This window comes from Streptomyces sp. NPDC055103 (genome assembly GCF_053607625.1).
Genome location: NZ_JBSGTX010000090.1, coordinates 1 through 20,502, shown reverse-complemented (window position 1 = coordinate 20,502; position 20,502 = coordinate 1). Strand labels below are relative to the sequence as shown.

The 20,502-nt window shown below is 74.2% G+C and carries 15 protein-coding genes and 1 riboswitch; of the genes, 5 read left to right on the top strand and 10 right to left on the bottom strand.

Annotation, left to right across the window (positions count from 1 at the left end; all coding sequences use genetic code 11):
• Positions 1–24 precede the first annotated feature (24 nt).
• From ACWFR1_RS35875 to ACWFR1_RS35865, 3 genes are all read right to left on the bottom strand, one after another.
• Positions 25–3,417, bottom strand: coding sequence for an AfsR/SARP family transcriptional regulator (locus ACWFR1_RS35875; protein ID WP_453559054.1), 3,393 nt, complete (start codon positions 3,415–3,417; stop codon positions 25–27).
• Between the two features lie 58 nt (positions 3,418–3,475).
• On the bottom strand, positions 3,476–4,078 hold the full coding sequence (locus ACWFR1_RS35870) for a Uma2 family endonuclease (protein ID WP_453559052.1): 603 nt from the start codon (positions 4,076–4,078) through the stop codon (positions 3,476–3,478).
• A gap of 120 nt (positions 4,079–4,198) precedes the next feature.
• The gene (locus tag ACWFR1_RS35865) at positions 4,199–6,496 is read right to left on the bottom strand and encodes an asparagine synthase-related protein (RefSeq protein ID WP_453559079.1); all 2,298 of its coding nucleotides are present in this window, start codon (positions 6,494–6,496) and stop codon (positions 4,199–4,201) included.
• A 573-nt stretch (positions 6,497–7,069) separates the two neighbouring features.
• Here ACWFR1_RS35865 and ACWFR1_RS35860 point away from each other — a divergent pair.
• The 4 genes from ACWFR1_RS35860 to ACWFR1_RS35845 all read left to right on the top strand — a co-directional run bounded on the left by ACWFR1_RS35860 (position 7,070) and on the right by ACWFR1_RS35845 (position 12,634).
• Positions 7,070–8,527, top strand: coding sequence for an MFS transporter (locus ACWFR1_RS35860; protein WP_453559049.1), 1,458 nt, complete (start codon positions 7,070–7,072; stop codon positions 8,525–8,527).
• A gap of 199 nt (positions 8,528–8,726) precedes the next feature.
• Entirely contained in the window at positions 8,727–9,911 is a 1,185-nt protein-coding gene (gene lhgO / locus ACWFR1_RS35855) for an L-2-hydroxyglutarate oxidase (RefSeq protein ID WP_453559077.1), read from the top strand.
• 603 nt (positions 9,912–10,514) lie between these two features.
• A complete protein-coding gene (gene trmB / locus ACWFR1_RS35850) occupies positions 10,515–11,234 on the top strand; it encodes a tRNA (guanosine(46)-N7)-methyltransferase TrmB (RefSeq protein WP_453559074.1) in 720 nt (239 codons plus the stop codon).
• Between the two features lie 71 nt (positions 11,235–11,305).
• Positions 11,306–12,634 (top strand): PrsW family intramembrane metalloprotease, encoded by a 1,329-nt coding sequence (locus ACWFR1_RS35845; protein ID WP_453559046.1) that lies wholly within the window; start codon positions 11,306–11,308, stop codon positions 12,632–12,634.
• 50 nt (positions 12,635–12,684) lie between these two features.
• Here the strand turns inward: ACWFR1_RS35845 and ACWFR1_RS35840 are convergent, their stop codons facing one another.
• The 3 genes from ACWFR1_RS35840 to ACWFR1_RS35830 form a co-directional block, all read right to left on the bottom strand.
• Positions 12,685–13,632 carry an aldo/keto reductase gene (locus tag ACWFR1_RS35840; RefSeq protein WP_453559044.1) on the bottom strand — a complete coding sequence of 316 codons (948 nt, stop codon included), beginning with the start codon at positions 13,630–13,632 and terminating at the stop codon, positions 12,685–12,687.
• A gap of 54 nt (positions 13,633–13,686) precedes the next feature.
• Complete coding sequence (locus tag ACWFR1_RS35835; protein WP_453559041.1) at positions 13,687–14,889, bottom strand: M23 family metallopeptidase; 1,203 nt, start codon at positions 14,887–14,889, stop codon at positions 13,687–13,689.
• A gap of 11 nt (positions 14,890–14,900) precedes the next feature.
• Positions 14,901–15,047: riboswitch (cyclic di-AMP (ydaO/yuaA leader) on the bottom strand.
• A 201-nt stretch (positions 15,048–15,248) separates the two neighbouring features.
• Positions 15,249–16,454, bottom strand: a complete 1,206-nt coding sequence (locus ACWFR1_RS35830) for a PP2C family protein-serine/threonine phosphatase (RefSeq protein ID WP_453559038.1) — start codon at positions 16,452–16,454, stop codon at positions 15,249–15,251.
• Positions 16,455–16,514: 60 nt separating this feature from the next.
• On the opposite strand from ACWFR1_RS35830, the gene ACWFR1_RS35825 reads away from it, so the two are divergent.
• A complete protein-coding gene (locus tag ACWFR1_RS35825) occupies positions 16,515–16,739 on the top strand; it encodes a hypothetical protein (RefSeq protein ID WP_453559035.1) in 225 nt (74 codons plus the stop codon).
• Here ACWFR1_RS35825 and ACWFR1_RS35820 read toward each other — a convergent pair.
• The 4 genes from ACWFR1_RS35820 to ACWFR1_RS35805 all read right to left on the bottom strand — a co-directional run bounded on the left by ACWFR1_RS35820 (position 16,736) and on the right by ACWFR1_RS35805 (position 20,310).
• Positions 16,736–17,965, bottom strand: a complete 1,230-nt coding sequence (locus tag ACWFR1_RS35820) for an MFS transporter (protein WP_453559033.1) — start codon at positions 17,963–17,965, stop codon at positions 16,736–16,738. The two genes, ACWFR1_RS35825 and ACWFR1_RS35820, sit on opposite strands and share 4 nt — an antisense overlap.
• On the bottom strand, positions 17,962–19,002 hold the full coding sequence (locus tag ACWFR1_RS35815) for a PLP-dependent cysteine synthase family protein (RefSeq protein ID WP_453559030.1): 1,041 nt from the start codon (positions 19,000–19,002) through the stop codon (positions 17,962–17,964). The genes ACWFR1_RS35820 and ACWFR1_RS35815 overlap by 4 nt, the downstream gene beginning before the upstream one ends.
• 75 nt (positions 19,003–19,077) lie before the next feature.
• Entirely contained in the window at positions 19,078–19,458 is a 381-nt protein-coding gene (locus ACWFR1_RS35810; protein ID WP_453559027.1) for a hypothetical protein, read from the bottom strand.
• A 111-nt stretch (positions 19,459–19,569) separates the two neighbouring features.
• Positions 19,570–20,310, bottom strand: coding sequence for a MerR family transcriptional regulator (locus ACWFR1_RS35805; RefSeq protein ID WP_453559024.1), 741 nt, complete (start codon positions 20,308–20,310; stop codon positions 19,570–19,572).
• Positions 20,311–20,502: the final 192 nt, after the last annotated feature.

Below are 20,502 nucleotides of genomic sequence, written 5' to 3'. Positions count from 1 at the left end.
GGATGCGCACCGGGCCCTTGGCCCTTACGTCTCCGTGCTGACGTAGGCGTCGGTGAGCGCCAGGACGTCGTCGAGGGCGAGGTCCGTGCCGGCGGCGCGGGCGGCGGCGAGGCCTGACGCGCCGAGGACGGCGAGCGCCCGCGCCGTCACGTCCTCGGCCTCCCGCAGTTCCGGGACCGAGCGGGGCAGGCCGTGGCGCCAGGAGTCGACGGCGGCCAGGATCGTCACGGCGAGGGCCGGTTCGTCCGCCTCGGCCAGGGTGACCGCGAGCCCCTCGCCGAGCGCCGCCGCGACGAGGTCCGCGCACTGGGCGTCCCGCGCGGCGCGCAGCGCGTCGGCGGCGGAGGCCACGGCGGCGGCGCCCCCGCCCTCGTACGCCTCGACGCGGGCGGCGAGTCCGTTCATCACGGCCGCGAAGTGCGGTGGTGCGGGGCCGGTCTCGTACAGGCTGCCCGCCGTCTCGAGACGGCGGCGGGCCGCCTCGACGTCGCCGAGGTGGAAGGCGATGGCGGCGCCCAGGAAGCACACGAACGTCTGGGTGTCCCGCACGTGGTAGCGCTCGGCCTCCCGTGAGGCCTCGTCGAGCCCCTTCTGCGCGGTCTCCATGTCACCGGCCCGATAGGCCAGTTCGGCGAGGCGGGCGATGAGGAACGGGGTCTCGGCGTGGGCGCCGACCTCGCGGGCCAGCGCGAGGGCCTCCTCGTACGCCTCCCCGGCCTCCGTGTGGCGGCCGCGCATCATGTTGGCCTCGGCCGCGGCGCTGGCGATCTGGGCGCCCATCCAGCGGTCGCCGACCCGGCGGGAGAGGGCGCGGAGTTCGATCAGGTCCTCGTCGACTCCGGAAGCGCCGCCCGACAGGCCGCCGGGCATGTCGACGACCAGGTGCGTACGGAACATCAGGCTGACGCCGACCTCCCAGTCGCCGCCGTGGCGGCGGCAGTTGGCGACGGACGCGTCGAGGAGGGCGCGAATCCGCAGCGGGTCCTCGGTGAGGTACGCGGTGAACGGCCAGAGCAGTCCGGGGAAGCGGGCGGCCTCGGGGCCTGGTTCGGAGCCGAACGCGGCACGGACCCGGCCGACCAGGGCGAGGGTGTCGGGATCGTCGCGGTAGTGGGCGGCCGTGTGGTTCTCGACGGCGAGGAAGAAATGGAGCATGCGCAGGTGCATGCGCGGCCAGTACCGGGGGTCGGCCGGATCGTCGGGGTCCTCCCCGAGGGTGAGCGTGCGGTCGACCCAGGCCAGGCCCTCGGGGCGGTAGTTGCGCAGCCACCAGAACCAGCCCATGGCGAAGACGAGACGGTGGGCCGCGGTCTCGTCGGGCGCGGTGACGAGGACGCGGTGGAACGCGGCGCGGATGTTGTCGAGGTCCCGCTCGATCCGGTCGATCCAGGGGAGCTGTTCGAACGACCGCAGCCTCGGCTCGGCCTCCTCGGCGAGGGCCGTGAAGTGGGCGGTGTGGGCGGCCGCGGTGCTGGCGAGGAGCGTGGGGGTCTCGGCGGCGCGCTCGGCAGCGTACTCGTGGATGGTCTCCAGGAGGCGGTAGCGCATCTCGCCCTCGTCGGTGGGCGTGGCCACGACGAGGGATTTGTCGACGAGCGCGCCGAGGGTGTCGGCCGCCCCGGGGGCCAGTGCCTCGGCGGCGGCGAGGTCCCAGCCGCCGGCGAAGACGGAGACCTGGCGGAGCAGGGTGCGCTCGGCCGGTTCGAGCAGGTCCCAGGACCAGTCGACGACCGCGCGGAGGGTCTGCTGGCGGGGCAGGACCGTGCGGGAGCCGGAGGTGAGGAGACGGAACCGGTCGTCGAGGCGGTCGGCGATCTGGCGCGGGGAGAGCAGCCGGAGGCGGGCGGCGGCCAGTTCGATGGCGAGCGGCAGGCCGTCGAGGCGGCGGCAGATCTCGTCGACCGTGGCGGCGTCCGCGGCGGGGTCGAAGGACGGGCGTACGGCGCGTGCGCGCTCGGCGAAGAGGCGGTGGGCCGGGTCGGGCGGGAGCGGCTCGACGGGGCGGACCGATTCGCCGGGGACGCCGAGGGGTTCGCGGCTGGTGGCGAGGACGCGGAGCTGCGGACAGTGGGTGAGGAGGGTCTCGGCGAGGGCGGCGGCCGCGTCGATCACGTGCTCGCAGTTGTCGAGGACGAGGAGGAACGGGCGGCGCGCGAGGTGCTCCACGAGGTGGGCGGTCGGGTCGTCATGGACCGGCAGGCCGTCGCGGTTGAGCAGGTTGATCTCGCGGAGGCGAAGCGCGGAGAGCACGGCGCCGGGGAGCGCGTCGGGGTCGTCGAGCGGGGCGAGTTCGGCGATCCAGGCGGCGGGGCCCACGGCGCGCAGCGCGGCCACCTCGGCGAGCCGGGTCTTTCCGGAGCCACCGGGGCCGGTGAGGGTCACCAGGCGGGAGCGGGTCAGGTCGCCCTGGATCGCAGCGATCTCGGGCTCGCGCCCGACGAAGGAGGTGAGGCGGGGGCGGATGTTGCCGGGGGTGGGGGAGGCGGGGGTGGGGGTGGGGAGTGCGTAGGTGGCGGGGTCGGGGGTGGGGGTGAGGAGGGTGGTGGGGTCGGGGGTGGGGGGGTTGGCGGTGGGGTGGCTCGCGGTCCGCGGCTGGGGCTCGGTTCCGGGCTTGGGGTAAGGATCAGAGGCGGGATGAGGCTGGGAGTTGGGGTGGCGCTCGGAGTCCGGGTGCGGCCTGGGTCGGGGCTTTGGCTCGGGGACGTACGCGAGGAGTTCGTGGTGGAGGCCGATGAGTTCGGGGCCCGGGTCGGCGCCGAGTGCGTCCGCGAGGGTGCGGCGGGCCGACTCGTACGCGGCGAGGGCGTCGGCGTGGCGGCCCTCGGCCCGCAGGGCGCGGATGAGGTGGGCCTGGAAGGCCTCGTCGTACGGGTACGTGGTGGTGAGCTCGGTCAGTTCCGGTACGAGTCCGTCGCTGGCACCCCGGCGCAGGTCGGCCTCGACGCGGCGGCGCAGGGCCGCGAGCCGCTGGGCCTCGGGCCGGACGCCCGCCGGTTCGGGGAGGTCGGCGAGGGCGGGGCCCCGGAAGAGGGCCAGGGCCTCCCGGAGGAGGGCGGCGGCGGTCTCGGGGTCGTCGGCGTCGAGGCGGGTGCCCGCGTCCCTGACGGTGCGCTCGAAGACGTACAGGTCGATGTCGTCAGGGCCGGCGACGAGCCGGTAGCCGGGGCCGGGGGTCGAGGCGACGGCCTCGGCGCCGAGGACCCGGCGGAGGCGGCCGACGAGGGCCTGGAGGGCGGCGGGCGCGTCCTGCGGCGGGTCGTCCCCGTACACGTCGTCGGCGAGCTCGGTGGTGGAGGCGGCCCGTCCGCCGCGCAGCGCGAGCGCGGCGAGGAGCGCGCGCAGGCGGGCGCCGCCGAGGGGGAGGGGGGTGCCGCGGGGGTCGAGGGCCTCGGTGGTGCCGAGGATGAGATACCGCACCGGCCCATTGTGTCCGGTGGCCTCGGGGCGCGCCTCGGGGTTTACCCGGGTGGGACCCTCAGAAGGCGCCGGTGTCCAGGTCGAAGCCGAGAGGGTCAGGGAGCGGGACGACTGTCCCCAGCTTGTGGATGTACTTGTGGGCGTAGTCGTCGCCGACAGGCTCGGAGCAGACGACGGCCTCGCCGGCCTCACGGTCGATCATCAGGTAGACGGGGATGCCGGCCCGGGCGTAGGCCAGGATCTTCTGTACACGGTCCCGGCTGGCCGTGGAGGAGGAGGTCACCTCTGCGACAAGGAGGACGGGGTCGGGGGAGTGCCACTCCTGCTGGTCGGCGAAGCAGTCCCTGGGGGCGATGACGAGGTCCGGGATGACACGCACAGTGCCGGTGACGCCGGGGAGGTACAGACCGATGCCCGTGGAGTTGCGCAGTTCCTTGTCGACGCGGCGGGCAATGACCTGCTCCACCATCTCCGTCACGATCTTCTCGTGCTCGCCGTTGGCCGGAGGCACCACGCAGATCTCCCCTTCGATCAGCTCCACGCGCCAGCCCTTGGGGGCCAGTGCACTGAACAGCTCGAAGGTCTCCTCGAGACTCGCACCCTCACGTTCGGGCATGCCCTCGGAGAACGCGTCTTCCGGAACCGGCAGCGGCATCGCCATGGCGGACCTCCTTCGCTCGGGTGCAACGGTTTCAGCTTAGGCCCGACGTCGGGTCGGAGTCCGGGAAGCGTTCAGTCGAACGAGCGTGCTGTGACGTTTCACCCCGCGGGCTCCCCCACCTCACGCCGGCAACGACCCCGACGCCGGGATCAGGGGGCCCTGGACCGCTCGGTGCGCGCGGGGTTCCGTCGTGTTCGTCCAGCAGGAGCCTCGGCGGGCGAGGAGGCGGTGGAGCCAGAGTTCGGTGGAGACCAGGTCGGCGAGGCCGTCCAGGGGGACCGGGGCGCCGTCGGCCGCCGCGGTCAGGGCCTCGCGGACGACGCGGGCGTCGATCAGGCCCGCGTCCGCGAGGAGCGGGGCGTCGAAGAGGGCCAGGAGGTGGGGGAGCGCAGCGCGCAGGCCCGCGCGTTGGGCGGCGGCCGGGACCGCCGGGTGGGGCGCGCCCCAGCCGACGGGGAGGTCGTGGACGCCGGCGCCCGTGAGGACCGTGCGCAGGATGCCCGCCCGGGCGTCCGGCTGGACCCGGAGCGACTCGGGGAGGTCGCGGCAGGCGCGGACGACCTGGTTGTCGAGGAACGGGGCGTGCAGCCGCTGGCCGCGGATCTCCGCCGCCTGTTCCAGGACCCGGTGGTCGGCCGCCGCGCGGGCCAGGGCGGCACGCGCGCGTGCCTCGCCCGGGCGCTGCACGGAGGTGGGAAGCGTCGCCGCGCGGTTCAGGCGAACCGATACTTCAGCCAGCGCCTCCCCCGTCATCCAGCGCGCCGCGGGCCCCGGCCGCGACCAGGTGAGGGCGGAGAGCGAGGCCTCCAGGGGGCCGAAGCCGTCGGGGGGCGTGCGGTTCGCCTCCTGGACGCGGCGCGCCGCCGCCTCCAGACCGGTGCGGTACGGGGTACGGGCCAGCCGCCGCGCCGCCCGGTACACGGTCAGCGGCACCAGGAGCGCGCCAGCCGACGCGCCCGACGCCTTGGCGAGCGCCGCCACCGGCCGCACCAGGGAGCGGCGCCTGCGGTCCATCAGGAGGTCGGCGAGGCGCGCCGGGTGCGCGTCCAGGACCTGCTTGGCGCCCATGCCCGTGAAGTGGTCGGCGCTGCCGCCCGCGAGGCGCCTGCGGTGGCGTTCGGCCGTGACCAGGGCGGGACCCGGTTCGTCCGTGAGCGGTCCGTCCAGGGCGGCGTACGGGAGCGCCTCCTCGCCGGCCGCGACGACCACGTGGTGCAGGCGCGGGTCGGCCGCGATCTCCCCCGCCCGCTTCAGCTCGTCCTCCCGGTCCGCACCGGCCCGGGTCGCCAGGTCGTTGAAGGTGACCGCGAGCAGCCGTTCCCCCGCGCCCGACCCGTGGCCGAGGATCGTGCCCGGCCGCCCCGGCAGCCCCGCCGCGAGGAGGGCCAGCGTGCCGGAGGCGCTGCCGCCTGACAGGTCGGCGCCGATGCCGGGCGCCGGGCCGCCGCCCCGGGCCGCGCGCCGGTCGGCGGGGCCCATCCCGGGAACCGGGCCCGGGTCGGGCAGCGGGGCCTCGGGCGCGTGCCGGGGCGCGGTGAGCCGGGCCCTGACGGCCTCGACCAGGGCGTCCCGTACCCCTTCGACGGCCTGCCGGGCGTCGGACTCGGGCGCCGCGACCGCGAGCGAGGCCACCGTCTCGTACCCGGCGATCTCCCGCGAGCCCTCCCGCAGGATCAGCGCGTGGCCGGGCGGGACCCGCCGCACCCCTTCGTACGGGGTCGAGTCGCGGAGCGCCTCCGGGGTCTCCGGGCAGGCGAGCAGGGCGCCCAGGTGACCGATGTCGAGCTGAGCCTCGACGAGGTCGGCGAGCGGCAGGGCGGCGGTCGCGTAGGCGGTGCCGCCGGCCCACGGGGTGTGGAACACCGGCCGGGCGCCCGCGAGATCACCGGTGACGGTGACGCGGCGGCCTGCCTTGACGACGACGGTGTAGCTGCCGGCCCACGCCGTCAGATGCCGCAGTGCGCCCCCGCGCGCGGTGAGCAGGCCGATCCGCAGTTCCTCGTCGGTGGCGGCGCAGCAGCCGAGCACGGCGAGGCGGGTCTGGTCGTCGACGGCGACCACGCGCACCTCGTCGGGGCGCCAGTCGCCGACCGCCCACAGGGGATCGGGGTCGCCCCAGAGGAGTTGCGCGCCCACCGGCTGCACCGTGTGGACGGTGCGCCCGCCGGCCGGTGTGGTGCGGGAGTTCGCGTAGCCGGTCGCGCCGGAGTCGTAGCCGGAGTCGTAGCCGGAGTCGTAGTCGGTCCCGCCGGAGCCGTAGCCCGCCGAGGAGTCGAATCCGGTCCCGCCGGAGCCGTAGCCCGCCGAGGAGTCGAATCCCGCTGTGGAGTCGTAGCCGCCGTACACCGCTCCCGCCCGCGCGCCCGCGGTCGTTGCGAAGCTCGCGGCGACACTGCTCCAGCCCACCAGCCATCGCATCGGCGCCTCCACGTCCGTTTCGGTGGGAGACATGCTGCCACGACAACGGCGCACGGGGCGGCGTCCGGGTGCACGCGCGCGAAAGCCGAATGCGCCCCTGGCATGGGCCAGTTGGGTACCGGCGTCATTCGGCCAAATATCGACCCTCCCCGGAGGGCTTCGAAGGCGTCCAGGGCTCCGCCCGACCCACCTCCGGCCCTCACGCGTCACCGGCAGCCCGGGAGGCGCTCTCGCCTCCCGGCGCCGTCCGCCGCCCGCGGGGAGCAGAGCGGCGGTGTCCCCCAGCCCACTGGTCCGGGACACCGTTCCCGGCCGAGCGGGCCGACCCACGCACCGCCCATGGAAGCGCTCCCCCCGCCGGCCGGACGAGAGCGCACGGCCGGGCGCACGGCCACACGGCGGGAGCACGGGCCGGGAGGCCGACCCCTTCCGCCGGTCGATCACACAACAATCTCGCCATACGGAACACCGCCCCTTAACGGTAGGGATGCGGCGAACTACGCTGTGTTTACGAATGCCGCACGCCTATGCCCGGTGTCGTGGCGGCCGTCTGGGTTGTCGAGGGGTGGCGTCATGTCCAGGGAGCAACGCGGGCCGAACGAAAAGCTCGGCACGGTTCTCGCCCTCGCGGGAATCAGCAACGCCGGGCTCGCCCGGCGCGTCAACGACCTCGGTTCACAACGGGGACTGACGCTTCGTTACGACAAGACGTCGGTCGCCCGGTGGGTGTCGAAGGGCATGGTGCCGCAGGGCGCCGCCCCGCACCTCATCGCCGCCGCGATCGGCCAGAAGCTCGGCCGGCCCGTGCCGCTGCACGAGATCGGGCTCGCGGACGCCGACCCGGCGCCCGAGGTGGGGCTCGCCTTCCCGCGCGACGTGGGCGAGGCGGTCCGCTCGGCCACCGACCTGTACCGGCTGGATCTCGCCGGGCGACGAGCCGGCGGCGGTGGCATCTGGCAGTCGCTGGCCGGCTCCTTCGCCGTCAGCGCGTACGCGACGCCCGCCTCCCGCTGGCTGATAACCCCCGCCGATCCGTCGGTGGAGCGCGAGGCCCCCCGCCCCGGCTCCGGCGGCGAGGACCCTGGCTCCGCCGCCGCGGCGGCCGCGGAGCACGCGCGCGTGGGGCACAGCGATGTCGCCAAGCTCCGTGAGGCCGCCGAGGACGCGCGCCGCTGGGACTCCAAGTACGGCGGTGGGGACTGGCGTTCGTCGATGGTGCCCGAGTGCTTACGCGTGGACGCGGCGCCGCTGCTGCTCGGCTCGTACTCGGACGAGGTCGGCCGCGCGCTCTTCGGGGCGACCGCCGAGCTCACGCGGCTGGCCGGCTGGATGGCCTTCGACACCGGCCAGCAGGAGGCCGCCCAGCGCTACTACATCCAGGCCCTGCGGCTCGCCCGCGCCGCCGCGGACGTGCCCCTCGGCGGGTACGTCCTCGCCTCCATGTCCCTGCAGGCCACCTACCGGGGCTTCGCCGACGAGGGCGTCGACCTCGCCCAGGCCGCCCTCGAACGGAACCGGGGGCTCGCCACCGCCCGCACCATGTCCTTCTTCCGGCTCGTCGAGGCCCGCGCGCACGCCAAGGCCGGCGACGGCCCGGCCGCGGCGGCCGCCCTGAAGGCCGCCGAGGGGTGGCTGGAGCGGTCCCGGGCGGGCGACGCCGACCCGACGTGGCTGGGCTTCTACTCGTACGACCGGTTCTGCGCCGACGCCGCCGAGTGCTACCGGGACCTGAAGGCGCCCCGCGAGGTGCGCCGCTTCACCGAGCAGGCGCTGTCCCGTCCGACCGAGGAGTTCGTCCGCTCGCACGGGCTGCGGCTCGTCGTCTCGGCCGTCGCCGAGCTGGAGTCCGGCAATCTGGACGCGGCCTGCGCGGCGGGCACGCGCGCGGTGGAGGTGGCGGGGCGGATCTCCTCGGCGCGGACGACCGAGTACGTACGGGATCTGCTGCACCGGCTCGAACCGTACGGGGACGAGCCGCGCGTGGTGGAGCTGCGGGAGAGGGCTCGACCGCTGCTTGTCGCGCCGGTGTGAGGGGGCGGGGGGTGCGGGGCGCCTTGTGGGGCTTGCGGGGCTTATGGGGCCTGTGGGGTGCGGTCGCGCCAGTGTGACCTGTGCGGCCGCGCGTCGCGCTCTGCCCGCGTGAGCTGCGTCTCGTGACGTCGCGCGAGGTTTCGCGGGATTGTCAGTGGGCCAGTGCACTATCGGGGGTGGGAGGTGACAGGTGGCGCTGGTGTTTGACTGCGACGTACTGGTGATCGGCGGCGGGATCGTCGGTCTGTCGACGGCGTACGCCCTGACGCGCGCCGCCCCCGGCACCCGGGTCACCGTCCTGGAGAAGGAGCACGCCCCCGCGAAGCACCAGACCGGGCGCAACAGCGGGGTGATCCACAGCGGGATCTACTACCGGCCCGGCTCCCTCAAGGCGCGGTTCGCGGTCGAGGGCGCGGCCGAAATGGTCAAGTTCTGCGCGGAGTGGGGCATTCCGTACGAGGTGACGGGGAAGCTCGTGGTCGCCACCTCGCGCGACGAGCTTCCCCGGCTGCACGCGCTCGTGCAGCGCGGCAGGGAGAACGGCATCCCGGTGCGGGAGCTCGGCCCGGCGCAGATCAGCGAGTACGAGCCGCGGGTGCGGGGGCTGGCCGCGATCCATGTCGGCACGACCGGCATCTGCGACTACACGGCGGTCGCCGGGCGGCTCGCGGAGGCCTCGGGGGCGCGGATCCTGTACGGCGCCGAGGTCACCGTCATCGACCGACGCCCGTGGGGTGTCGCCGTGCGGACGGCGGACGGGCGGATCGTGCGGGCGCGGGTCCTGGTGAACTGCGCGGGGCTGCACTGCGACCGGATCGCGCGGCTCGCGGGCGACGACCCGGGGATGCGGATCGTCCCCTTCCGTGGGGAGTACTACGAGCTGGCGGATCCCTCGCTCGTGCGGGGGCTGGTCTATCCGGTGCCGGACCCGGCGTTCCCGTTCCTCGGGGTGCATCTGACGCGGGGCATCGACGGCGGCGTCCACATCGGACCGAACGCGGTGCCGGCGCTCGCCCGGGAGGGGTACGGCTGGTCCGTCGTCCGCCCGCGCGAACTGGCCGCGACGCTGGCCTGGCCCGGGTCGTGGGCGATAGCCCGCGAGCACTGGCGGTACGGGGCGGGTGAGCTGCGGCGCTCGCTGTCGAAGCGGGCCTTCACGGAGGCGGTACGGCGGCTGCTGCCGGTGGTGGAGGAGTCCGACCTGCGGCGCGCGGCGCCCGGGGTGCGGGCGCAGGCGGTGCAGCGGGACGGGACGCTGGTCGACGACTTCCTGATCCGGGAGGCGGCGCGGACGGTCCACGTGCTGAACGCGCCCTCGCCTGCGGCGACGGCTTCCCTGCCGATCGGGCGGGAGGTGGCTCGGCGGGCGCTGGCGCGGTTGTAGCTTCGCGGGTGGAAGGCGGGGGGCGGCGTGGTCGGTTGCGGCGTGATCGGTTGCGGTCCGACCGGTTGCGGTCCGACCGGTTGAAGCCCCCCACCCCGCCCCTTCCCGAAACCCTGCCGGGGGCTGGTGGGGAGGGAGGGGGAGTTTTTCTACCCGGGGCTTCGCCCCCGGCCCCCCGAGGCGGCAGCTCCGCGCCGCCGACGCCAACGCCCCTCCCGGGGCCCGGCCGCTCCGCGGCAGGCCCGCCCGCTTCCCAGCGGCCCAGCCCACTCCGGGCAGGCTCCCCAGCCCCCCCCTGACGGCACTCGGGTCCTCGCCCTCTGCCTGGCGGGCTCGGCAGGCTCCCTCTCCCGCGTGGGCTCAGCAGGCGACCCGCCCCGCGCGGCCCGACAGGGACCCGCCCCGCGTGGGGCCCGGGCAGAGGCGCCCTCGCAGGTGGCGGCAGGGCCTTCCTCCTCCCGGCCCCCGCAAGCGCCCTCCCTCCTGGACCTCGGTAGCGGCGTGGCGATCGTAGAATCGGACATTGTGTCCGAGCAGCCAGAGAACAGCCCGCAGTCTGTCGTCGCCGACTCCGTCCAGCCCGTCGCGCGGCGGGGCAGTCGGATGTTCGCCCCCGGTGAGGGGCCCCTGCCCGATCCCGCCGGGGCTCATCACGAGCGGCGGATCCGGAGTTTCCAGCCGCGACGTAGCCGTGTCACCTACGGGCAGGCCGAGGCCATGCTCAAGCGGTGGCCGGACTGGGGCCTCGACATCGACGGCAAGCGGGTCCTCGACCTCGGCGAGATGTTCGACGGGCTCCCGGTCGTCCTGGAGATCGGCTTCGGCATGGGCGAGGCGACCGCGCAGATGGCCGCCGCCGACCCCGGCACCGGCATCCTCGCCGTGGACGTCCACACCCCCGGCCAGGGCAACCTCCTCGGCCTCGCCGACCGCAACGGCCTCACCAACGTCAGGGTCGCCAACGGCGACGCGATCATCCTGCTCCGCGAGATGCTCGACAAGGACTCCCTCGACGGCTGCCGCGTCTACTTCCCCGACCCGTGGCCCAAGGCCCGCCACCACAAGCGGCGGCTGATCCAGCCCGAGTTCCTCAGCCTCCTCGCGACCCGGCTCAGGCCCGGCGGCGTGCTGCACTGCGCCACCGACTGGGAGTCGTACGCCGAGCAGATGCTGGAGGTGCTCTCCGCCCACCCGGACTTCGAGAACACCCGCGCCGACGGCGGCTTCTCGCCCCGCCCGGACTTCCGGCCCGTCACCCGCTTCGAGGGGCAGGGCCTGGACAAGGGGCACGTCGTGCACGACCTCCTCTTCCGGAGGAAGTGACAGGACAGGAAGTGACAGGGAGTACGTAACTCCTTCGCCCGGTGTCGGTGGGGGTCGTTAGGGTCGCTCACGTGTCGAACCCCGTCCCCGCCGAAGCCGCGACCGCCCCCGTCCCGCACCGGGACACCGAAGAGCCGGCCTTCCCGGCCGCCGCCGACCGGTCCCAGTGGCGCTACCGGCCCCGCCTCGCCTTCTGGCGCAGCCGGCTGGTCCGGGTCGTCGCCGTGATCACCCTGCTCGCGCTCTGCGCCCTGTTCATCCTGGCGCTGGTCCGCGAGCAGACCGGCACCCAGGGCTTCCTCGTCGGCCTGGGCCTCGCGGTGCTTCCCGTACCGCTGCTCATGGCCGCGTTCCGCTGGCTCGACCGGGTCGAGCCCGGCCCCTGGAAGAACCTGCTCTTCGCCTTCGCGTGGGGCGCCTTCGCCGCCGCGCTCGTCGCGATCCTGGCGAACTCCTTCGCGGTCCGCTGGATCGCGACGGCCACCGCCGACCCGGACTCGGCGGACACCCTCGGCGCCACCCTGGTCGCACCGGTCGTGGAGGAGAGCGCGAAGGCCGCCGCGATCCTGCTGCTCTTCCTCTTCCGCCGACGCCACTTCGGCGGGCTCGTCGACGGTGTCGTCGTCGCCGGTTTCACCGCCACCGGATTCGCCTTCACCGAGAACATCCTCTACCTCGGCAACGCCTTCGGCGAGGACCAGGAGTTCGGCGCCACCGGCATCGGCATGGTGACCGCCGGAACCTTCTTCGTCCGGGTCGTGATGTCGCCCTTCGCGCATCCCCTCTTCACCGTGCTCACCGGCATCGGCTTCGGCTTCGCCGCCCTCGCACCACGCGGGAAGCGGATCCGGCGGGTCCTGCTGCCGATCGCCGGGCTGCTCCTCGCCATGGGCATGCACGCCGCCTGGAACGGCGCCGCCACCTTCGGCGGCCCCCTGGCCTTCTACGCGGTGTACGGCTGCTTCATGGTCCCCGCCTTCGGCCTGCTGACCTGGCTCGCGGTCTGGAGCCGGCAGCGCGAGCTGCGCACGATATCCGGGGAGCTCCCGGCGTACGCGGCGGCCGGCTGGCTCTCCCCCGCCGAGCCGCTCGCCCTCTCCTCGATGCGCGCCCGCCAGCTGGCCCGCGGCTTCGCCGCCCGGACGTACGGTCCTCCGGCCGCGCGGGCCGTCGGCGAGTACGAGTCCTTCGCGACCTCCCTCGCGTTCCTCCGGGACCGGGCCCGGCGCGGCACCGCGGGCCCCGACTTCCCCGCCCGGGAGCAGGAGCTCCTGCACCACCTCTGGCAGCGCCGGGCCGTCGCCTCCCCCGCGCTCACGTACGCGGCGCGGGCGACCGGGCGGGTGTGGGCGCCGCCGCAGTATCTGGACTACGGCGGCTACAACCCCTACCGGAGTTAGGCGGAGTGAGCCGGCACCTCAGAACGCCCGTACCTCAGAACGCCCGTACCTCAGAACGCCGACGCCTCCGTCAGAAGCGTCAGTTCCGCCTCCGTGAGGGTCAGGTCCGCGGACGCGACCAGGGCCGGGAGCTGCTCGACCGTGCGGGCCGAGGCGATGGGCGCGACGACCGTCGGGCGGGAGGCGAGCCAGGCGAGGGCGACGGTGGCGAGTTCGGCCTCGTGGGCCTCGGCGACCGCGTCGAGCGCGGAGAGCACGGCCCTGCCCCGCTCGGTGTCCAGGTGCTCGCCGGCCCCGGAGGCGCGGACGCTGTCGACGGTGGCGCCGGGGCGGTACTTGCCGGTGAGGAAGCCGGAGGCGAGCCCGAAGTACGGGACGGCGGCGAGTCCGGCGTTCTCGACGGTCTCCAGGAGCGGGCCCTCGTAGGTGTCGCGCGAGACCAGGTTGTAGTGCGGCTGGAGCGCGACGTACCGGGCGAGGCCCTCGGCCTCCGCGAAGTCGAGGGAGGCGCGCAGCCGCTCAGGGGAGATGTTGGAGGCGGCGACGGCCCGCACCTTGCCGTCCTTCACGAGCTGGTCGAGGGCGGTGACGATCTCCTCGACCGGGACCGACTCGTCGTCGAAGTGCGTGTAGTACAGGTCGATGCGGTCGGTGCCGAGGCGGCGCAGGGATTCCTCCGCGGCGGCCTTGATGGTGGTGGCGGAGAGCCCCTTGAAGTGGGGGTGGGCGCCGACCTTGGTGGCGACGACGATGTCGTCGCGCTTGCCGCGGGAGGCGAGCCAGCGGCCGATGACGGTCTCGGACTCGCCGCCCTCGTTGCCCTCGGCCCAGGCGGAGTACATGTCCGCGGTGTCGACGAAGTTCCCGCCGGCGGCGGCGTAGGCGTCGAGCACGGCGAAGGACTGTGCCTCGTCGGCGGTCCAGCCGAAGACGTTGCCGCCCAGGGCGAGCGGGAAGACGTGCAGTTCGGAAGAGCCCAGCGGGCGGAGAGAGGTCACGGGTCGGTCAACCCTCCGCGCCGCCGGGACTATTCCGGGTGGGGCATGGGTGCGTCAGATCGACAGGCCCTTGGAGCGGAGCCAGGCCGCCGGGTCGATGCCGTCGCCGCCCGCGGTGTGGACCTCCATGTGGAGGTGGGCGCCGGTGACGTTGCCCGTGGCGCCCACGCGGCCGATCGTCTCGCCGGTCGTCACGGTCTGGCCGGCGCTGACGGTCATGGAGGAGAGGTGGGCGTACCAGATCTCGGTGCCGTCCTCCATCTCCAGGACGACCCGGTAGCCGTACGAGCCGGACCAGCCGGCCGACTTGACGGTGCCGCTGTGGACGGCCTTGAGCGGGGTGCCCGTGGGCGCGGCGAAGTCGAGACCGGTGTGGTAGCCGGAGGACCACATCGAGCCGGACTGCATGTAGGTGGCGCTGATGCTGTACGAGGACAGGGGCATCGAGTAGCTGGCGGCGAGCTGCGCGAGGCGCTCGGCCTCCGCCGCCGCGGCCTGCCGCTCGGCCTCCGCCTTGGCTTCCGCCTCCGCCTTGGCCTTGGCTTCCGCCTCCGCCTTGGCCTTCGCGTCGGCGGCCGCCTTCTCCGCCGCCGCCGCCTTGGCCGCGGCCTCGGCCGCCGCCTTCTCGGCCGCGAGCTTCTCCGCGGCCAGCTTCTCGGCGGCGTCGGCGGAGGCCTGCTGCTGCTCGGCCTGCTGGAGGATGCGGGCGCGCAGGATCTCTCCCGCGTCGGCCGCGTCGGCGGTCGTGGGCGTCCCGGCCTGCGCGGTGAGGGCAGCCTGGGCGGTGCCGTTCGCTCCGGTTCGGGCGGTGTCGTCCGCCGTGGTGGTGCCGTCCGCCTTCTCGCCGGCCGGGGTGACGTACGTGGCGGCGGTGAGCGGGTTCGTGTTGGACCCGGTCCCGGTGAGGGTGTCCTGGAGCTGCGCGTCCGCGTCGTCGGCGAAGAACTCGCCGACGCCGGGGAGGTCCTCGGCCGAGGGGAGGTTCAGGTCCGGGAGGTCGGGGAGCGATATGGCGACCGGCGGCTTCTCCTGCGCGGTGGCGAGGCCGCCCGCGCCGACAGCCGCGATGACGCCGACGCCGAGGACGGTGGAGGAGCGGGCGAAGTTGGAGCGCTGCTTGACGACCCGGTGCCGACCGCGGGTCTCGGCGCGGAGGGTTCCCTCGGTGGGGTTCCACTCGGTGTCCGGAGCGGCGGGGCCCGCACCACCACCGAAGGCATCGAAGGGGGCTTCGGGTGCGGGAGTGTTGGACGCCACGAAGGCGCGCTCCTTTCCTTCCTTCTCGCCTACCGGGTTAGCTGACGGGTTCGGAGCAGGAAGGTCTCCTACGGGCACGTTCGCACAGGTGCGAAGGGCCCGATTCACCCCAATTGGTGGTTCCCCGGTTCCTCTTCAGGATTCGGCGCGTGCGCACGGTGCCGCCTCTTGCGACGGCTGGGACGACCGCGCTGCGTTATCGAACGTTAATAGACAGGGGGGTCCGATTCCAAGCCGTTCCCAGTGATCGTTCATTGAATTGGTAGAGAAACGCCCGAGTTGACCCCCCTTCAGCAAGGGGCCTTCAAACACCGAGAATCTGACGTTATGTCAATTGTTATCGCAGTGACACCCTCCGACTACGCCTGGTGACCACCGCCGCGCGGCGGCACCACCGGCATCGTCCGGCGCCTCTCCGGCTGCCCCGTCGCCGGCCTGCTCAGCGCGAGCAGCGCCATGTCGTCCGTCGACCCGCCGCCCGTGTGCAGCCGTACGTCGTCCACCAGCGCGTCGAGCAGCTCCTCGGGCCCCGGGAAGATCCGCCCCGCGAGCCGTTCCGCCGGGTCGTAGAAGACGCCCCGCGCGTCGCGCGCCTCCGAGAGGCCGTCCGTGTAGAACAGCAGCGTCGCGCCCGGCGGGTACGGCCACTCCTCGGCCCGGTCCGGCCACGCCGCCAGCTCGCCCATGCCGAGCGGCAGCGCCGGCTCCGCCGGGTCCAGCACGTCCAGGCTTCCGTCCACGTACAGCAACAGCGGTGGCGGATGACCGCGGTTGACGATCCGTACGACCCCGCCGCCGTCCTCACGCCCGTGCGGGATCTCCGCCAGGACGGCCGTCGTGAATCCCTCGAAGGCGTCGAGCCCGTGTCTGCGGGTGCCCTCCCGGGCCAGCGCCCGCTCCAACCGCTGCGCCACCCCCTCCAGGCTCCGCTCCTGCTCGGCCGCCTCCCGGAACGCACCGATCACCACGGCGACGGCCTCGACGGCGTCCATCCCCTTGCCCCGGACGTCCCCGACGACGAGCCGCACCCCGTGCGGGGTCTCCTGCACGGCGAACAGGTCGCCGCCGATGAACGCGTCCGCCTGCGCCGCCTCGTAACGGGCCGCGCACTGCAGCCCGCCGATCCGCTCGGCCGGCGTCGGCAGCACCGCCTTCTGCGCGGTCTCCGCGATGACCCGCGCGGAGGCCAGCCGCTCGCCGCTGCGCCGCACGACCCGGTTGATGAGGAGCGCGAGCGCGGAGACGGTGACGACGGTGAGGGTCTCGGTGAGGGCCGGGATGCCCGTCACGGTGCCGTTGTAGACGTGCAGCCCGACGGAGGCGAGGACGGCGGCGATCCCGGTCACCAGGGTCGTGAGCGTCGAGAAGAAGGGCGCCGCGATGAGAGGGGCGGCGGAGAAGAGCGGAGCGGCGGTGTACGCGGGCGGCGTCGACACGTCGAAGACGACACCGCCCACGATGACGAGCGGCGGCAGCGCACGGAGGAAGCGCCGGGCACCGCCGTACGGACCGCGGCCCTCGCCGCCCCGCCGCCCGCCGTCCGCCGCTCCTGGGGGGTGCCCCACCTGTGCTCTCCTGCCCGGTCCGTACCGGCACGGTGTTCCGTACCTCCGCGCCCTCCCAGGGTGACCGCCACCGCACCCGGCGGCGACCTCCACGGGGCCGACTGGCGTACGCACGCCGGAGCGGCGGCCTGTCCGCCCGGCGCGCACGCGGCCCGCGCGCGCGGAGCGGCGGCCTGTCCGCGCGGCCCGCGCGCGCCAGGTACCCGGACGCGGCCCGCGCGCGCCCGGCACGCGGCCCGCACGGTCCGCGCCGTGCCCGGCACCCCGCCCGCCCCCGGTCCCTAGTCCGCCGCCGCCATCGGCGCCTCCGCGAGTCGTCCGCCGCGGGCGAGGAGGGCGACCGCCGCCGCGCACACCAGGCCCACCGCGCACAGCGCCAGCCAGGGCACCACCGACCAGCCGGTCACGTCGAGCAGCGCGCCCGTCCCCAGGTTCCCGAGGGTGATCCCGATCCCGCAGACCGTGTTGTAGAGCCCGTAGTGGGTGGCCACCCAGCGCCCCCGGGACAGGGCGACGACGGTGTCCATCTCGTACGGGTAGAGCACGGCGTTCGCCATGGCCAGGACCGCCGCGCAGAGCAGCAGCCCCGCCACGCCCCGGCCCAGGGCCGCCGGGACCAGGAACGCCCCGCCCATCAGCGCGAGCCCGAGGACCAGGCACCGCTCGCGGTCGAGGCGGCGCCGGCACCAGGCCGTGATCCTCAGCTGCCCGGCGAGCGCGACCAGCGCCGAGACGACGAACAGCGCCGTCGTGAGCCCCGTGCCCTCCGCCGCGAGCGGCAGCGCCAGATAGACCTGGAAGGACAGCACGTACGAGCCGGTCATGGCGAGCGAGAAGAGCCAGAAGGTGCGGTGGGAGAGGACGGTGCGGAACTGCCCCCGCTCACCCTTCCCGGCGGCCGGAGGCGTCCCACCGCTCATGGGCAGATGCCGGAGCTGTACGAGCGTCAGGCCGGCGAACAGGACCGCCGCCACCGTGCACGTCAGCCGGAACGACACCCCGGTGAGCGCCACCCCCACGAGCGGCCCGAGCAGGATGCCCGCCTGGTAGTACGCGTTGAACAGCGCGAAGGCCTGCACCCGCCGCTCCTCCCCGGCCTCCGCCGCGAGGCAGGCCCGGACCGCCGGGTTGAACAGCGCCCCCGCGAGCCCGGTCGCGAGCGAGGCGGCGATCAGCGCCGGCAGCGACTGCGCGAAGGCGAGCGCCCCGAAGCCGACCGTCCGCAGCGCGCAGCCGGCCACGATGAGCGGTTTGAAACCGAGCCGGTCGGCGAGCGCCCCGCCGACCAGGAACATGCCCTGCTGGGAGAGGTTCCGGGCGCCGAGAACGAGGCCGACCGCCCAGGCCGCCATGCCGAGCCCGTCCGCGAGGTGCGCGGCCAGGAACGGCATCAGCATGTAGAAACCGAGGTTGATGGTGAGCTGGTTGAGGAAGAGCAGCCGCACGGCCGGGTCGAAGGTACGGCTCTGCTTCCAGATGCCTCCCCGCGGAGGCGCGGTCGTGGTGCTCAACGCCCCAGCCCCCGCCGGTCCAGGACCCTGCGGGTCCAGCCGTCGACGGGCGCGCCCGCCTCGTACGCGACCGGGTCCTCCCGCACCGGCCCGTCGAGGAGCCCGTGCTTCGCGCAGAACTCGTCGTTGAAGACGGTGTCGAAGTACCGCTGCGGCCCGTCGGGGAAGACGGCCGCGATCCGGGTCCCGCGCGGCCGGGTGCGCGCCAGCCACCCGGCGACGAGTGCGACCGCCCCCACGCTCCATCCGCCGGTGGCGAACTGACGCGAGGCCAGCCGGCGGGCCGCCCGTACCGCCTCGGCGGGGGCCACCCAGTGGACCTCGTCGAAGGCCCCGTGGTCGACGTTGGCCGGATGGATCGAGGAGCCCAGGCCGCGCATCAGCCGCTCCCCGGCGGGGAGCCCGAAGACGGTGGAGTTCACCGAGTCCACGCCGACGAGCTCCAGCGCGGGGCTGCCGCCGGCGCGCAGCGCGCGGGAGATCCCGGCCGAGTGGCCGCCGGTGCCGACCGCGCAGACGAGGACGTCGATCCGGTCGAGCTGCCCGGACAGTTCGGCGGCGAGCCCGGCGTAGGCGTCGCAGTTGTCGGGGTTCCCGTACTGGTTGGGCCACCAGGCCCCGTCGAGGCGCAGGAGCAGCTCGGCGACGAGGTCCATCCTGGCCTGCTGCCAGCCGCCCCGCGGGCTGGGCTCGGGCGCGACGTGGACCCGCGCGCCGTGGGCGACGAGCATCCGCTCGACGATCGGTTCGAGGCCGGGATCGGTGACGACGTGCACGGGGTGGCCGTGGAGCACGCCCGCGAGGGCGAGTCCGAGGCCGAGCGTCCCGGAGGTCGACTCGACGATCGGCGCGCCGGGCCGCAGCTCACCGCGGCGGCGGGCCTGCTCGACCATGTAGAGGGCGGCGCGGTCCTTGATGCCGCCGAAGTTGAAGCCTTCGAGCTTGGCCCAGTAGCCGTCGTCCGTCCAAAGGACGGGGGTGTTGCCGACGGTCTGCACGGCGAGGGGCGGGGTGTTGCCGAACAGGAGACTGTTCACGGGTTCTACGTCCTTGAGGTGGTACGCCGGAGGGAACCTGGTCACGCGGGTGCGAAGGGCACCCCTGGACCCGGCTCAGTTCCGGTCCACTCCGAGGGCGATCAGCAGAAGGCCCGGCTCGGGACCGGGTCCCGCCCTGCCCCGGACGCAGCGCGCGCGGGGGTCGGTGCGGAGGTCCGCCGTGTACGAGGACGGGGTGACGGTCCCGCCGGCGTCCGGCGCGGCGAGCTGTGAGGCGGCCGTCTGCGCGGGCAGGTGGGCGTCGAAGGACCACACCTCTCCGGACCGCTCGCAGCCGTGCGGCAGGGCGGGGGCGGAGACGGTCGCGGTGCCGGAGGAGGGCAGGACGTGCCCGTGCGCTCCGTGGCAGACGCTCATCAGGAGGGCGAGGAGCGCGAGCAGGACGAGGACGGCGGGCGCCCGCCGTCGTAGGTCACTCACACGCTCGTCACTCATGGTGCGCGTGAGACTACGGTGGGGTGTCGCGCACCGGCAAAGCGACGGGCACGGTTTTGGCCACCGTTTACTTCCTCTTACTTCCGGCGATCGCCGCTACGGGCCTCGGCCCTACAGGTTCCGCTCCGCGTAGACCGCCATCGCGTCCCGGACGAGGAGCGCGGTGCCCTCACCGTGCTTGTCGTAGTTCACGGTGAAGCGCGGGTCGTCGACGTACATGCGGCCGAGGCCGATCACGTACTCCTTGGTCGGGGTCGTGGTGGCCGACAGCCACGCGATCTGGCGCCGTGTGAGGGCCTGCACCTCGTCGCTGTCGGCGGCCAGGCCGTCCCGTGCCGCCCGCGCGAAGTCGCGGGCGATGCCGGCCTGCTCGTCCAGGAACGCCTTCCTGCCCTCGGCGTCGAGCGAGCGCCACCAGCGGTCGCCCTTCTCGTACGCCGCGCGGCCCCAGCGCTCGGTGACCTCCTGCTCGTACCGCGTGTGGTCGAAGCCGTCGAAGACTTCCTCTGCCATGAGCTCTTCTCCCTTCTCGGTCTTGTGGAGAGTGGTGCGGACGGCCTCGATCTGCCGGCCGATGCGCTCCCGCTCCTGCTCCAGGAGGAGCAGGTGGGTGCGCAGCGCGGCGGACGGGTCGCGCTGCCCCTTCAGGACCTCGGCGATCGCGGGCAGGGAGAGCCCCAGCTCGCGCAGCAGCAGGATGCGCTGCAGGCGCACGAGCGCCGCCTGGTCGTAGTACCGGTAACCGTTCGCGCCGATCCGGCTCGGCTCCAGCAGTCCCCGCTCGCCGTAGTGGCGGAGGGTGCGGCTGGTGGTGCCGGCCTTCTTGGCGATCTCTTGGATCGACCACTCCATGCCGAGAACGCTAAATCTTGACGTCGCGTCAAGGTCAAGCGGACGCGTCCGCGGACTCGGACGCCTACGCGCCTGCGGCGCTTCCGCGTCCGTGGGAACGACGAAGGCCCGGATCCGATCGAAATCGGATCCGGGCCTTCGTTGCTACTGAGTAGCGGGGACAGGATTTGAACCTGCGACCTCTGGGTTATG